General features: G+C 49.1%; 13 protein-coding genes and 2 pseudogenes. 2 read left to right on the top strand and 13 right to left on the bottom strand.

All coding sequences use genetic code 11. The features are described 5' to 3' along the window. Positions 1–10 precede the first annotated feature (10 nt). From DCMF_RS25385 to DCMF_RS25375, 3 genes are all read right to left on the bottom strand, one after another. Complete coding sequence (locus DCMF_RS25385; RefSeq protein WP_214658903.1) at positions 11–895, bottom strand: ABC transporter permease; 885 nt, start codon at positions 893–895, stop codon at positions 11–13. Between the two features lie 19 nt (positions 896–914). Beyond that, a complete protein-coding gene (locus DCMF_RS25380) occupies positions 915–1925 on the bottom strand; it encodes an ABC transporter permease (RefSeq protein WP_148137020.1) in 1011 nt (336 codons plus the stop codon). Positions 1926–2038: 113 nt separating this feature from the next. Beyond that, positions 2039–3634 carry an ABC transporter substrate-binding protein gene (locus tag DCMF_RS25375; RefSeq protein ID WP_148137019.1) on the bottom strand — a complete coding sequence of 532 codons (1596 nt, stop codon included), beginning with the start codon at positions 3632–3634 and terminating at the stop codon, positions 2039–2041. Between the two features lie 459 nt (positions 3635–4093). Between DCMF_RS25375 and DCMF_RS25370 the strand changes: the two genes are divergently transcribed. Continuing rightward, positions 4094–5344 carry a M20 family metallopeptidase gene (locus DCMF_RS25370; RefSeq protein ID WP_214658902.1) on the top strand — a complete coding sequence of 417 codons (1251 nt, stop codon included), beginning with the start codon at positions 4094–4096 and terminating at the stop codon, positions 5342–5344. On the opposite strand, the gene DCMF_RS25365 is transcribed toward DCMF_RS25370, so the two are convergent. The 9 genes and pseudogenes from DCMF_RS25365 to DCMF_RS25315 all read right to left on the bottom strand — a co-directional run bounded on the left by DCMF_RS25365 (position 5341) and on the right by DCMF_RS25315 (position 13865). Beyond that, the gene (locus tag DCMF_RS25365) at positions 5341–6786 is read right to left on the bottom strand and encodes a sigma-54 interaction domain-containing protein (RefSeq protein WP_148137017.1); all 1446 of its coding nucleotides are present in this window, start codon (positions 6784–6786) and stop codon (positions 5341–5343) included. The genes DCMF_RS25370 and DCMF_RS25365 overlap by 4 nt on opposite strands. A 206-nt stretch (positions 6787–6992) precedes the next feature. Further along, positions 6993–7640, bottom strand: a complete 648-nt coding sequence (locus DCMF_RS25360) for a cobalamin B12-binding domain-containing protein (RefSeq protein ID WP_148137016.1) — start codon at positions 7638–7640, stop codon at positions 6993–6995. Positions 7641–7679: 39 nt separating this feature from the next. Beyond that, positions 7680–9056 (bottom strand): annotated as a pseudogene (gene mtbB / locus DCMF_RS25350) ([dimethylamine--corrinoid protein] Co-methyltransferase). A 58-nt stretch (positions 9057–9114) separates the two neighbouring features. Beyond that, the gene (locus DCMF_RS25345; RefSeq protein WP_214658901.1) at positions 9115–10560 is read right to left on the bottom strand and encodes a trimethylamine methyltransferase family protein; all 1446 of its coding nucleotides are present in this window, start codon (positions 10558–10560) and stop codon (positions 9115–9117) included. 40 nt (positions 10561–10600) lie between these two features. Further along, positions 10601–12043, bottom strand: a pseudogene (gene mttB / locus DCMF_RS25335) ([trimethylamine--corrinoid protein] Co-methyltransferase). A 350-nt stretch (positions 12044–12393) separates the two neighbouring features. Further along, positions 12394–12687 carry a type II toxin-antitoxin system RelE/ParE family toxin gene (locus DCMF_RS25330; RefSeq protein WP_148137010.1) on the bottom strand — a complete coding sequence of 98 codons (294 nt, stop codon included), beginning with the start codon at positions 12685–12687 and terminating at the stop codon, positions 12394–12396. A gap of 3 nt (positions 12688–12690) precedes the next feature. Next, entirely contained in the window at positions 12691–13041 is a 351-nt protein-coding gene (locus tag DCMF_RS25325) for an AbrB/MazE/SpoVT family DNA-binding domain-containing protein (RefSeq protein WP_214658900.1), read from the bottom strand. Between the two features lie 217 nt (positions 13042–13258). Then, positions 13259–13447, bottom strand: a complete 189-nt coding sequence (locus tag DCMF_RS25320; protein WP_148137008.1) for a CooT family nickel-binding protein — start codon at positions 13445–13447, stop codon at positions 13259–13261. Then, on the bottom strand, positions 13440–13865 hold the full coding sequence (locus DCMF_RS25315) for a DUF3842 family protein (protein WP_148137007.1): 426 nt from the start codon (positions 13863–13865) through the stop codon (positions 13440–13442). Before DCMF_RS25315 ends, DCMF_RS25320 begins: the two co-directional genes overlap by 8 nt. Positions 13866–14327: 462 nt before the next feature. Between DCMF_RS25315 and DCMF_RS25310 the strand changes: the two genes are divergently transcribed. Beyond that, a complete protein-coding gene (locus DCMF_RS25310) occupies positions 14328–14561 on the top strand; it encodes a hypothetical protein (protein ID WP_148137006.1) in 234 nt (77 codons plus the stop codon). Positions 14562–14605: 44 nt separating this feature from the next. On the opposite strand, the gene DCMF_RS25305 is transcribed toward DCMF_RS25310, so the two are convergent. Further along, on the bottom strand, positions 14606–15217 hold the full coding sequence (locus DCMF_RS25305) for an FmdE family protein (protein WP_148137005.1): 612 nt from the start codon (positions 15215–15217) through the stop codon (positions 14606–14608). Between the last annotated feature and the right edge of the window lie 56 nt (positions 15218–15273).

Here is a 15273-nt window from a genome sequence, read left to right as displayed (position 1 = left end):
TTCGGGCCCCCTAATTCTTTCTCGTCTTGGGATCAAAGACTTCCCTTAATCCATCGCCAATCAGATTGAAGGACAACACGGTGATAAAGATGGCCATGCCCGGAAACAGGCTGTACCACCAGGCATTCAAAAAATAATTTTTGCTCGTGCTCACCATCAGACCCCATTCCGGAGTAGGCGGTTGAGCACCCAAGCCCAGGAAGCTGAGGGCGGCAATGGTCAGGATCACCCCTCCCATATCCATGGAAGCCTGAACCACCAGGGGGGAAATGCAATTGGGCACAATATGCCGGAAAACAATGGTCATTTGCTTGGTACCGATAGCCTCTGCGGCTTTGACAAACTGTTTTTCTTTTACGGAAATGGCCTGGCCCCGCATCAATCTAGTGTACCAGGGCCACCAGGAAGCAACAATGGCGATCTGGGCGTTGATCAGGGAGGGCCCCAGCAGCGCGGCAATGGCAATGGCCAGCAATAGGGGAGGAAAACTGAGAAAGGTATCCGTGACACGCATAATCAGCTCGTCCAGCCAACCTCCTTTGGCCCCGGCAATGGCGCCTAAAAAAGCGCCCAGCAACACGGCGAAAAAAATGGTGATAAAAGCGGAAAAGAGAGAAATTCTCACTCCGTAAATAATTTTGCTTAAAATATCCCGGCCCAACTCATCCGTACCGAACCAGTGGGCCCCGGAGACAGGGGCCAGACTGATTTCCGGGTGGGTGGCTCCGGTAGCATCTTCCGGATAGGGGGCCAGCACCGGGGCAAAAATGGCCATCACCACCAGCAGCCCCAGGATTATCAGAGCTATTCTGGCCAGAATATTGCGATTCAGGAGATAAAAAGAAAGCCTCATTTCCTTGATCTGGGTTTTGATCTCTTTTGAAGCAATGATCATCACTTTCACCTCCCTTTCCTTAAATCCTGATCCTGGGATCAAGGGCAATCACTAAATCGGCAATCAGGTTCAAAATTAAATAAGCCACGGCGGAAAACAAGGTCACCCCCATAATGGCCGGATAATCCAAGGACAGGATGGCGTCGGCCACATATTTGCCGATACCCGGCCAGCTAAAAATGGATTCCACCAAAAAGGTGTTGACCAGGGCATAGCCAATGGAAAGGGCCACCACCGTTACCGTCGCCCCCAGGGTATTTTTCAGGGCATATACCCACAAAATAAACCTTTCTCTAATCCCGTAAGACCGGGCTGCCTTAATATAGTCTTCGCCCATGATTTCCAGCATACTGGACCGGGTCAGCCGGGCCACCATGCCGATGGGATACATGGCTACCGGTATGATGGGCAAAATCATGTGCCAAAGAGCATCTTTCAAAAACATAAAATTCCCGGTGAGCAGGCTGTCCAGAATCAGCAAGCCGGTTACATGGGGCATGGGATACAGGATGGCCAGATCCGTGCTCACCCGCCCGCCTAAAGGAAGGATTTTTAATAAGCCGTAGAAGATGAGCTGCAAAGCCAGGGCGACCCAGAAGGGCGGGAGAGAGACTGCGCCGATGGAGAAAAGCCGGACCAGGTGATCAATCCATCGATTCTTGTATTTTGTGGAAGCGATGCCGAAAAAAATGCCCAAAATGACGGCGACAAACATGGCTACCGCTACCAATTCTACGGTGGCCGGGATCGCCTCCAGAAGTTCATCGGTGACAGACCTTTTGGTGCGGTATGAATAGCCCAGATCCCCTTGCACCAAATCCCCCAAATACTTGCCGAACTGCACATAGACCGGTTGATCCAGGCCCAGTTCTATTCTGGCGGCAGCGATTTGTTCCGGCGTGGCCCGGACACCGGCCCACTTTAACGCCGGGTCGGCAGGTAAAATACGGGTAATGGTAAAAGTAATGAACACAACCCCGAGTAAAACGATCAGGCTGAGCAGCAATCTGCGCATAATATATTTTTTCATAGGCCTCTCCTTACTCTAGTGATTGAAGCAGCAGAGCCGGTATCGAAATTCCGGCTCTGCTCCTTTGATCCGGGCTCCTCCGGCGCACCTGCCCGCACCCGGATCCGGCCCTCTCACTCTTCCCGGTAGCAATCGTACATGAACACGACCGATTCATACCCGGAATTGGGTTTAAAGCCCTTAAAGTTCTTATTCAATACCATCACGCTCTTGTCGTCTCCAAAATTAATCGTAATACATTCTTCCGCCACTTTCTTGCCGATGGCCTGGAACATTTCCTCCGCTTTGGCCCGGTCAATCCCGCTCATGGCATTGGCAGCATCTATTTCCTGATCGATTTCCGGGCTGGTGAAGTAGGAAAAGCTCCATGACCCGGATGATTTCACCTGGGAGGCGTAATAAGACATAGGGCTAATGATATCCGGCCAGTTGCCCAGAACAATGATATCCTGCCGTTCATCGGCATTAGGACGCCTGGCCAGGGCCAGCATGGCGTCGGACTGCATATTCTGGATATCCAGGGTGACGCCGATTTTTGCCAGTTCGGATTTCCACAGTTCCAATGTTTTCTTGCGGTCATCGGTTCCCGCCAGATTGGTGACGCTGATTTTCAGTTCGCCTTCGGCATAGCCCGCCTCTTCCAGCAGGTCTTTTGCTTTTTCCAGGTCATAGGTGTAGGGATTCTGATCAAGGGCCCCCCAGAGACCTTTGGGCAGAAGGGGATCTACGCCAATACTGCCGAACTGGCCCAGCTTCACATACTTCACATATCCATCATAAGGAAAAGAAAATGCGATGGCCTGACGCACCAATTTATTTTTCAAAGGTTCCTTTTGGGTATTCAAAAAGGCGGTGACACTTTTATAAGCATCGCTGATCACAACCTGAACATTGGGGTTGGATTGCAGGGCAATCAGGTCGTCCGGCAATAGATTGGTGGCCACGTCGGCTTCTCCGCTTTCGATCAACTGCCGCCGGGAGGAATTCTCGCCGACCAGCTTGAACACGACTTTATCAAAATGGTTTCCTGACCAGCCGCCCCAGTAATCCTCGAACCTGGTCAAAACCACCCCGTTGCCCGCAACCTGGCTTTGCAGCATGTACGGGCCGGTGCCGCAGATATTGCCCTGGGTAAACCAGTCCGTCCCCTTTTGATCATCCTGGCCCACCGCGGTAGGGGAATAAATTAATGCGGCCTGACTGCTGGAGGCGATAATATCCAAAGGCGCCGGTTCCGTCAGGGTAAATTGCACGGTATCAGCATCAATAACCTTAATTTCTTTTACCACGCTCCAAATATAAGAGGCTCCTTTTTTCATGCGCATGGTACGGTCGATGGAGAATTTCACGGCATCGGCGTTAAAGTCCGTGCCGTCATGAAATTTTACCCCTTGTCTGAGCTTAAATGTCCAGACCAGGCCGTCTGCCGATTTCGTATACTCCGTTGCCAAAACCGGTTTAAAGCTGTCCGTCTCCGACTCATATTTCAGCAAGGTTTCATAGGTGTTTAAAAAAACCTGGTTTTCCGTATTGGCGGCGATGGCCGGATCCCAGTCCGTGACGGGCGCCATATAGAGGGCCACATGGGCAATGCTGGGCGCCTTTTCTGTTTGCGGGGCCTCTTCTTTCTGCGTCCCGCAGCCGGAAACGGATAAAGACAAGGCCAGAAGTGCACCGGCAACAATTACCCCTATTTTTCTTCTCATCATTATTCTCCTCCCCCTTACTTCTCAATTTTTAAATTTTACCAAAAATAACCCGTTCCCCTTTCCACCTCCTCCATACCTGCGCGATAGGATTTTTCATCAGAAATAAGTTTGCATGATCAGTTGCTTAGAATCATATTTCGCATCTTTTCTATATCTTTATTTTTAGCAATTATTGTGCCAGCAAATTTGAATCGCCTTTTCTTTACACATCGGTTACATTTAACATCATTTGTGGCGATAAGGAGATGTCTTTTGCTTCATTTTTTCTGATTATTAATTGGCAAAAGACAATTTTTTGTCTTTTGCCTGGGCGAAAAAGTAAGCCCGCGACAAAAAGTGTGCCTTTGTTTATTTACTGTTCTTTTGAATCCAGGAGTTCATAAGAAATAGCAATTGTGGTATAAAAATTGCTATAATAATTTCTTAAGCCGAAAAAACAGCCTGATGGGAGGCAAAGAAATGAAAGAAAAAAATACGCTCGGGACAACGATTCCATTAGAGGAGATGGCAAAAGGTTTCCGGGAAAATATTTGCGCAGAGGAAATCATCAAAATAATTGGGGATCTGGTTAGCATTCCCAGCCATCCGGGTGTTCATGAACAGGAAACCCAGGCTGCCCGCTATATCCATCAATTTTTTAAGGAAAAAGGAATCGAGTCCGATTTGAGCCATGTGATAGACGGCCGGCATAACGTGATCGCCCGCATCCCGGGAAAGGGCCAGGGCTATTCCCTGCTTTTAACCGGGCATTTAGATACGGTTCCCCCCTATGATATGCCGGATCCTTTTGAACTGAAGAGGGAAAATGGAAAGGTAGTGGGACGGGGAGTCGTTGATATGAAAGGACCTCTTGCCTGCATGATCTATGCCATGGCATTAATTAAAGAATGCTCCCTGGCCTTAAGCGGTGATCTCATCTTTGCCGGTGTCGTGGGCGAAGAAACAGATTGCCAGGGCACCATGGATCTCTTGTACAATGGCTTGTCTCCTGACGGAGCGGTAGTGGGAGAGCCCACCAACCTGCATATCGGCGTGGGGCACAGAGGCCTGGAGTGGCTGGAATTCTATTTTCCGGGAAAGGCCGTGCACGGTGGCGCCCAGGAAAAGGGCATCAATGCCATTTCCCATGCTGTCACTTTTATCAACCGCTTGAACCGGGACTTAATTCCTCAAATTGAAAAGAGGACCCATCCGGTGATCGGATGTTCCTCCATGAACCTGGGCGTCATTAAAGGGGGAACCCAGCCCAGTACCGTGGCCCACGAGTGTTTCCTGCAAATTGACCGGCGCTGGGTGCCCGGTGAGAAATATCCGGACGTGGTAAACGAGTATCAGCGGATTCTCACCTGCCTGCACCAGGAAGATGAAAACTTTACAGGCTATTTACGGTCCATGTCTGCTCTCCCCGGCCTGAAATACCCCTTTGTGTGTGAACCATTGGAAATCGATCCCCACCACCCCTTGGTACACATCGCCCAGCAGGCCCTGAGATCCGCCACAGGAAAAAAGTCGGAATTGGTGCCCTTTCCGGCTTGGACCGATGGAGGCCTGCTCAGCACCTATGGGCAGATCCCTACCATCATCCTGGGACCGGGAGATTTCACCAGTGCCCATACCGCCAAAGAATATTTGGAAGTAGCCCAGGTTGTTCCCGGGGCTCTTGCCTATTCCTTGCTGGCAGCTTCCTTCTGTTCCAGAAAAAAGCTTTAACCCTGGTCCTGAAAGGCCCGATGGGTGGGAATTCCTAATACCTTTAACCTGTAATGCAAGGTTTGACGGGGCACGCCCAGGATCTCCGAAGCCCTGCTAATGTTTCCCTGACAGTTTTTCAGCGTTCGTAAAATTAATTTTTTCTCTACTTCATCTAAACATTGGTTTAAAGTCTGATTTTTCTGGGCATCCGGAAGCATATCCAAAAGAGAAATAGGATTTGCCGCACTGCTTTTCAGGATATTAGAGGGAAGATCTGAAAGGGTAATCTCTTGGCCCAGGCCCACATTCATGGCGTGTTCAATGCAGTGTTCCAACTCCCGCACGTTGCCGGGCCAGAAATAGTTCTCCAGGATCTGCAAAACGTTGGCCGCCACACCGGTGATATGAAGTCCCAGTTTCTGATTAAAGATAGAAACAAAATAATCTACCAGAAGCGGGACATCCGATTTTCTCTCCCGCAGGGGAGGAAGCTCCAGGTAAATGGCATTGAGGCGATAAAACAAATCACTTCTCAGCTGTTTCTGTTTTACCGCCTCTTCCGGCTCCATGTTGGTACAGGCGATGACGCGCACATTTACGCTGCGTAATCTTAAATCTCCCACACGTCGAAAGGTCCCTTCCTGCAAAAAGCGCAGCAGCTTGGCCTGAAGGTCTAAGGGAATGGAGTTGATTTCATCAAGAAAAAGAGTGCCTTCATCGGCCAGTTCGATTAACCCCTGGCGGTCCTCAGAGCCGGTAAAACTGCCTTTTACCGTGCCGAACAAGATGCTCTCCAGCAGCGACCCTGGCAGGGCCGCGCAGTTTTGGGCGATGAAAGGGCCCTTTTTATACCCGTGATTATGGATGGATTGGGCAAACAATTCTTTTCCCGTGCCGGTTTCCCCATAGATCAAAACGGGGGAATCGGATCCGGAGATGCGGCGCCCAATCTTTTTCATGTGATTCAGCACAGGGTCATTGGTGATAATGTCGTCGAAGGTATAGGGGGCGCCGGAGCTTGTCTTTTTTCTTCCAATTTTATGCGTCTTGAGCAATTCTTCCTTCAACGCCACGTTTTGCTCGGACAATTCCTTGATTTGAGTAATATCACGGGAAATATCCACAGCACCGACGATTCTTTTCTGATAGGTGAGGGGAAAGGTGGAGCAAAGAATGTTTACGGTTTTCCCATGCCAGGTTTTATAGGTCTGAGGTTGATCGATAATCGGCTTCTTCGTTTTCTGCACCTGTAACAATGTGCTTTCCTGGATTTGAGGATAAACCTCCGATACGTGCTTTCCAATCACATCCGCCGCCTTTAACCCGTCTATTTTGCCGGCGACTTCATTGTAATAGATGATGATGCCTTTAGAATCGATAATCATAATCCCCACATCTACTTTGTCAAGAATTTCTTTAAAAACAGAGTATTCATTTTTTAAAGAGTCATCAAGATTCATAATACCCCCCCAGACCATCTAGATGATATAAATATACCTCTTTTTCAAAATTTGGTACAGTCACCTTTTCAGCGGGATCGTAAATTTCTTGAAACAGATCACCTTTGGGGCTTGCATGTTCCGGCCGTCAGCCGGATCTTTTTGTTATATCTAAATATAAAAGGGGGAGCCTGCGCTCCCGGTTTCCCTTGAGATATTTTGTTAAATCATTTGCTTTTCCTCTGCTCCAAAAGGCTCAGCACCTTATTGACGCCGTCAATGGCATTTTCCGCGTAAGCGTCGGCGCCGATCCTTCTGGCCCACCGTTCCGTAATGGGCGCTCCGCCCACGACGGTAATGAATTTTTCTCTGAGCCCTTCTTTGCGGAGCAGATCCTCCAATTCCTTCTGGCCCTGCATCGTCGTAGTGAGCAGGGCGCTGGTGCCAATGATATCCGCATTTATTTCCAAGGCCTTTTCAATAAATTTATGGGTGGGGACGTCCCGGCCCAAGTCGCAAACGGCTAAACCGTTGGCCTGAAACAGGGATACCACGATGGATTTGCCGATGTCGTGAACGTCTCCTTTGACCGTACCGATCACGGCCGTGCCTACTTTAACGGCATTTCCTGCGGAAAGAGACGCATTCATCAGTCCGGATACCTTTTCCATGGCCTCCGAACTGCGCACCAATTCCGGCAAAAAGATTTTTCCTCTTTCAAAAAGCTCCCCCACCTTTACAATTCCCGGGATAAACCCTTTTGTCATCAAGTCATAAGGCGGGATGCCCTCTGCCAATCCTTTCCCCGCAATTTCTGCCGCTTTTGCCCCATCCATGTCCACAATAGATTTCCCCGCTAACTCAAAGATCTCCATGCCCCTTCCTCCTCTTCCCTGCTTCTTTTTATTCCCGTACTAGTCGATTTTTTCTAAAAACCTTTTCACAGAATTAATTTCGATTCCTAAAATCTTGCCGATATTCATCTGGGCTTGGATCCCCCGGGCCTTGCCATGGGGGGAGACCACCCTGCCGATATTTAAATCGTCTCTTACTTCATTCATGATGATTTCATCGCTTAACTCCTTTACCGAAACATGGAGCTGATCGGCAACATATTTTTTCGCTTCGCCAATACGCATGCCCCGGGTCATTTGCATGCGCGCCACCAGATCTCCGGCAGTGCGCAGTCCGCCCATGCCCGATGCTAAGGTATGTGTAGCAACCATACCGCAGAAATCACCGGAACCTACCTACAACCCGTCGGCCTTTGCCACCTCCGCCATCGCCACGGATACCCGGCTCACCACATCTACAGGAAGTACCTCCACCGTAGTGACGCCGCCTACGCCCAGTCCTACATTGGGATGGACCGGGATGCCGGAAGCATCCGCGCATGCTTTGCAGAAGGTTACCGCCCGGGCCAGATTATAGGAAAAAGACTTGTTGCACACATTATTGACCACCGGGCCAAAGATGGTCACGCCCGCTTTTTGGGCCAGCTTCACCTGATCATGGGGATACAGTCCGGCCAGACGCACGCCGTCATAGCGCAGCTCACTATGCATGCCCAGGACAAATTCTCCGGCCATGCCCATTTCAATACACATCTCGGGATACTTTTTTTTCAAGATTTCGGTGGCTTTCAAGGCCGCATAAAAATCGGCGTCCCCCGCCGCCCCGCTGGTATCAAAATCAATTCCCTGGGCGCCTCCTTCATACATTTCGCTGGCCACATAGACTAAGTCCTCCACACACAGTTCAATGGCCTCTTCCTGGGCAGCCCGGGCCTGGGCAATTTTGCCCTGGGGAAGCAGTTCCGCCCAGTTGGGCACCGGGCCGTCGGGCCGGCTGTACCGGCCTAAATCCGGCATCGCCCCGTAAAACAAGGGAATCGTCAAGATATGGGAGGCCTGCTCTACCCAGGATCTTTCTTCAGATGCCACGGTTTTGATGGCCTTATAGCTGTAGTCAATAAACCCTGCTTCTGCCGTATCCATGCCGCAGACCCTTTCATAGGTCTGGAGCATCTGGATTCTATTGACGGGAAAGCCCCGGGGCACAGAGCCAATGGACGGCGAGTCCCCCGTCATAATGATTTCATTGCCTTTTTCCACACCCACGACCTTTCCGGGCCGGCACACAATATCGCATAATCTTGCCAGGTCATCCGCCGACAGAGGGGCAATTTCTGCCCGTGCCGCCGCATCCTGGGTGCCGGCTTCCAAGTCTGCCCTGATTTCGCTGATCTCAGCTTCGATCATCGTGCCGTCACCAAGTCTTGTGAAAACCATATTCTTTCCCTCCTCTATGGGTTTTACCTCTGGGTATTCTGATCGTCCTGCCCTTCAATCATTCCTTTGTGTTTTCGTAACTGGCAATGATTTTCTGGATCTCGTCCGCGTATTTTCCCGGATCCGGCCCGGGGCCTGAGAGGATTTCCCGGGCCTTTTTCCGGGCCAGATTTTGGGGCGACGGCTTCCCGCTTTGTTCCCAGTCAAAATAAGAATCCCTGTTGATCATGGCGGACATCCACACCTGGTCCAGATGATGCAGGGTATGCTCTTCCGTCATAAAATGGTTTCGGGGCCCTACTTTCTGGATCACCGGATAGGCAAGGGTTTCTTCATTCACCTCAATGCCCTTGGCCACATGCCAGAGAATATCGTAAGTCGCACAATCCAAGATCATTTGCTCGATGGAAAAGACTTTCGCGGCACAGATCAGACCGGCTCCCGACATCAGATCGGCTTGGGAGAATACGCTCACCATACTGGAGAAGCCGTTTTCCATCCCTGCCTGCCAGTCATTGGACTTGGAGCTTGTGCAAAAGGTGCCGATACTGGCGGGGATCCGGTAATACCGGGCCATTTGGGCGGCTAGGGACTGGAGCAAAAGATCCTCCGGTCCGCCGCAGGTAACGCCTCCCCGTTTCAGTTCCATCATCGTGGCACAGCATCCGTAAAAGGTAGGGGTTCCTGGATAGCACAGCTCCACCAGGGTAATTCCGGCGAGGATTTCCGCATTCCCCAGGGCTAAATTGCCTGCCAAGGTGGCGGGGGCCGTGGAACAGCCGATTTGCATCGTCACAAAGCCGACAGGCACCCCCGCCTCGGCAAAAATTAAGGCCGCTTCCAAGGCCTTGCCGTCATAGGAAAGGGGACTGAGGCTGCACTGAAAATTGGAAATGATGGGCCTTTGCTTTAACGACTCCTTCCCTCCGGCCAAAAGAACGGCGATATCCACCGTACCCCGGGCATGAAGAGGCTCTACCGCGGTCATGGCCTGCACATGTTTTTCCGTATTTGCCAATACCGCCTCTAATTCATGAAGGGGCTGCACTTTGGGCAGACAGTCCTGGGCGCTGACACTGGGCCAAAGAAAGGAAATCTCCGGCAGATGGTCTGCAATGCGGGTAATCTCCCTCAAATCGTTTTTGGTGGACTTGCGGATTGCCCCGCTGGTGAGATCAACAATCTGGGTGGCACTCCCATCCGTACTGAGATACCCGTGGGCACCGTCCAAAGGCAAATCGTAATCCGGGTTCCGGGCACAAAGCACATAACTGGTCGGAGCTTTTTTTAACGCGCTTTCCACGACTTGGGCCGGAAAATACAAACGGTTTTTGTCCCGGTCAACTTTGACCCCATACTCCTGAAGCTGGGCCAATCTCCGGTTTTCCAGGGGCATGACGATGCCGGTTTTGCTTAAGATGTCCAAGCTGGTTTCATGGATCCGCTCCACATCCTTCCGAGTCATAAACTCCCAGGGGGTTCTCCCCTGAATGGACTTGATCATATTTTTCCCTCTCTTTCCTCCTGTTGCACGGTAAACTTTGTTATTTGAGTTCATCTTCAGCTTCCTGGACAATTTGGCGCAGTCGCGCTGCCACCTTCGGGTCCAAGGGCATGGGACGATAGCCGGCCAGGATCTGCCGCGCCTCACTCCGGGCTCGCGTAATCATATCCTGTCCCCCGGTTTCTTCCCAGCCTTTTCTCGTCCGGCGATCAATGAGTTTGGCCCGGGACTGCTCCTGGCGCATATATTTCAGAGTATGCTCTTCCATGAGGTAATTTCCGCCGGCACCTACCGCTTTAATTACCTCAAGGGCGAGCGTATCTTTATGTACGGCAATTCCCTGCATTACTTTTTTGACCATGCGCACGAATTCCCGGTCCACCAGCATTTGGGCATAACAGAAGGCGATGCCGCTTTCCAGCAGCCCCATGCCATAGAGAATATTGCTTCCGGTCAAAGCCGGCAGCAGGGCAGTGAGGGTTTTCTCATGGCCGGCCTGAATGTCCGATATTTTACTGTCACACTAGGTTCCGCCCACATCCGTCGGTATATTGTAATAATGTCCCAGTTGTCCTACTGCCGCACTGAACATGGCGTGTTCCGGGGCCCCCACGGGAGAGGTAGTATAGATCAGGTCCATGATCGTATTGGAGGTACCATACATCATGGGCGTACCCTTGTTTACCAGTTGGGCGAGAATGATTCCGCCTAAAACTTCCGCATTCGTCACCACCAATGTGCCGGCCATGGTCACCGGGGTGGTTCCCCCCGCCAGACCCATGGACAAAACATTCATGGGGATCCCTGCTTGGGCCGCCTCTATGATCAAATCCGTACATTCCGCATTCAGGACCAGGGGGCTGACGGGACAAGTGCCCAGGGAAACGATGGGCCGTTCCCGTAGTTGATCCATGCCGCCCGCAATAGTGGCCGCCATTTCCAAAAAGCGTTTGGTGCTTTTGATACTTTGGGTATCATGGCTAAAATGCTTAGCCGTATTGTTCAGCACTACTTCCCCTTCATGAAGATCCCGCACCTTTGGGTGCACATCCTGGGCGGAAACCGCCAGGGTAAAAAAATCTACTTCCTCCAGGGAATCGCAAAACCGGGCAATATTGCCCAGATCCGCCTTGGTCGAAGGGCGATAGTCCAAGGTATCGGGATCCAACACTTTTACGCCGGTGGCAAAATTCTTAAAAACCACTTTTTTGCCTTCCAAAATAATATCGTGTTTCGGATCCCGGGCGGCTAGGAGAATTCTTCCCGGCGCGGAGTCAATGGCATCGTTGACAATGTGGGGAGAGATTTTGACGATCATGTTCTGATCATCAACGATGCATCCTGCACCGGAATAGATCTCCCGGGCTTTCTCAGAGAAGACTTTTAATCCGGTCTCTGCCAGAACGTCCAGGGTCCCTTGATGAATCGCCGCCAGGTCCTGTTCGCGCAGGATACTGTAGCCCAATACCTCTTCTTGATACATCCTAACACCTCATATTCTATTCGTAAGTTTCTCTGTACACCTTCTCTTTCAATTTTTATGCCAACTCGTGCAATTTAGGAAAACTCCGTTCTTCTTGTCTGCACCGGGCGATTTTCCGTCCGTGATCTTTCTTTCCTTCTTCCTGCCCTGAATAAAATTTGTCGATCGACAAATTTTCGTCAAATGGCCTAAGGATTGAATTAACTTGGGCGCAAAAAAACTGACTTTTACACCAGACCGACAAAAAGATGACCGCAATCCCTTGATATAAGCGAGATAGCGGCCTTTCTATTTTGTCATAAATATGTAGTGTAAAACCTCATTTTTTGGCTTGTGCTAAAAAATTTTTACTAACGGATATATTTTTTTATGGTAGTCCAAAAATTTTCACGGGAACCGGCCATAATTACAACCATAATGTCACCATTTTCATCCTCTACGATACGATAGGCGATTTCATAATTGGTTTTTCCATAATAAACATCATAACCATAGATTCCGGCAAGATCTCCTGACTTAGCTTCACCAATAAAGGGATCATTTCGTAATTCTTTAATGGCAACCTCAAATTTTCGTTTAAGATTTTGGTCCTTAATTTTTTTAAAATATTTTTCTGCAGGAGGAAGAAATGTAATACGGTACATATTTTATTCCTCCGAGCTGAAAATATCTTTTACTTGGTCATCTCCGTTACCAATAAGTTCAGAAGCAGCCCTATCAGCTTCGGCAATCAGTGCCTCGACAGCTGGACGGACCTTTTTATTTATTTCCCTAAACTTTTCTAAAAGCTCTTGACCGGATAATCCTTGTGAAATCAGATCCTGCAGGATTTCCTCGGCAAACTCTCCGGAATACTCTCGATGAACCGGTTTGATAATAAGTGAGTTATTTTTAATGAAGCATTCTACTTCATCGGAGATTCCAAGCATCTGAAAAAATTTTTTGGGAATCGTGATCTGACGTTTTTGAGAAACGGTTATTCTTTTTCTCTCATTCATTGCATTAGGCCTCCGATAGGTCTTTTCAAGGGTTTCTAACATATTATATTCCCCCAAATCCAAGAAGTATACTTCCGATTTTCTTTGTTTCTTTGTTTTCTATTATAGCAGGTATCCTGCTATACGCAATATATTAAGTTTCCAGAAATAGATTACAAATAAAAAAGAAGCAGCATCAAGTCTGCTTCTCTCTTATTTGCAAGGGGGTTGTAATCGTTTAGTTTCTTTCAATGATGATTTTATGATCGACCAGGGACAACTCTTTGATGATCCCCTTCACAATCTTCTTCACACCGAAAATATTCTCCAGGAGCAACTGGCCTTCTTCCGGGATTACCTTATCCACACTTTCCATAAGCAGTTCGTCTTCTTTATCGTGTCTCAAGTAAGCATTGGCTTCACACATGGTATTCATCCCTCCACATTTTTTTTATCGCATAAATCAGCTTATCAATTTGATGAGGCAGTGGTTCGCTTACAACCCCCACAATTTCTATGCCGATCCGGTTGATCGGTAATAACAGTTTTTTGGCTTTCGAGTTAGCAACCGCTTCCGCCATCCGGGGTGTCAGTTCCCCCAGCATGGCATTGACCCCTAATATCGCCACTGAGCCGATGATGACATCAACCTTGTCCACCATGAAAGAAATGGCATTTTCCCCCGTCGCCCCGTCGTTGGCTCCCGCCTTTAACATGTTGTTTGTGGCTAAAGCATTTGTACCCAAAGCAATAATTTCCACCTCTTCAGGAAGAAATTTTCTCAGCTTATCCACAATATTCTTTCCAATTCCGCCTCCCTGTCCGTCTATCACTGCTATCCGCATCCAGGTTTCTCCTACTTATTTATTTTTATCGGTAGTAAACCGCATTTTCATGTGCTGGCAAGAGGTATGCCGTGCCCTTGCCAGTATTGAAAGAAGGAAGTCTAAAACTCCGTTCCTCCAAGGAAACGGTTATACTGAAATCAAATAAAAAACCATGAAAAGCTAACCGGATTTCTACCCGCTGCTAACCTTCATGGTTAATTTGTTGTCCTATTCACTTATATGATCGCCATACGATAGTTGCTGTCAAATCGAAAAAGCACATCTTACTTCAGTAAGAAATTGTCTAAATATTATTATAAATTATTGGGGTTAAAAAGTCAATGTGTATCAACATGTACAGGTCTCCATTTTATGGGGTCCGGACCCGCCTATGCCTGTTAGTCTTTTCAGCTTGGATGTATATTCACCGGTATCCTGATAAATAATAACAGGTGAAACAACTGGAAAGGAGGGTGAAAAATGAGCTGCTCTAGTATTAAAAACCGCTTTGACCAGCTCAAAAGTCAAGGCAACCTCAATTTTCATGAGGCCATTAATCTCTTTACCGATCTCCAAGGGTCCCTGGATGCCCACAGGCTGGAACTTCAGGAACTGCAAAAAACAGGTGACCAGAACCGGATCAACCACTTGCAGCAACATATCCATGACGGGGAACAAATGCTGTCCGAGTTAAAAGACATGTCCCTGCACTAAAGAAGGGCGCCAGCCCTTTTTTAGTGCAGATATGACATAGATGCTTACCACCCTCTGGTATAATCAGCGCCCGCGCATTCCAGACACACCATCTTACCGTTCTTCACTCTTACCCGGGGCTCCATGGTTCCCTCCCCGCACTCGGCACAGACAATGCTGGCAAAGATGCGCGCTTTCTCAGGAAAAGCAAGCTGGACTTTCTCCACTTTACAAAACTGATCGTCAGGCAGGTGCAGAATGTAGTGTACTTTCTCCTGATGCTTGTGCTGAATGGCATCGTATTCTTCTGAAGTTTCCCCACCTTGCTCAAGCTTGTCCATCAAACACCGGTATTCAGGATCCGGCTCCATGATACCCGGTTTTACTGCAATCCGTACCGCTTCTTCCGTCTTTCTGTTTCCGATCGTATACACCTGTTTCCCCAAATCCCGGTAAATCAGATTTCCTTTGCCCATGGTGCACCCGGTCATTACTTGTACGGCGTCTATGCCGCAGGCGTCGTTCTCTACGATTGCCACCAGTTCTTCATCTTGAGCCCTGCTGACGCCCAGCTCCCTCAGTGCGATTTCGGCCATCTTATAACCGATGATCAATCCCGGACACACATGGCCGTGAAAGGCGATACATTCTTCCCACGGGGTCAGTTGTTGACACATAAACGATTCCTCCTCAAATTTTAATTTTGCAGAAAAAAGAACAGGCCTGAAGAATA

The organism is Candidatus Formimonas warabiya (assembly GCF_002777255.1).
Classification (GTDB): domain Bacteria; phylum Bacillota; class Dehalobacteriia; order Dehalobacteriales; family Dehalobacteriaceae; genus Formimonas; species Formimonas warabiya.
This window is presented reverse-complemented; position numbering and strand designations above follow the sequence as displayed.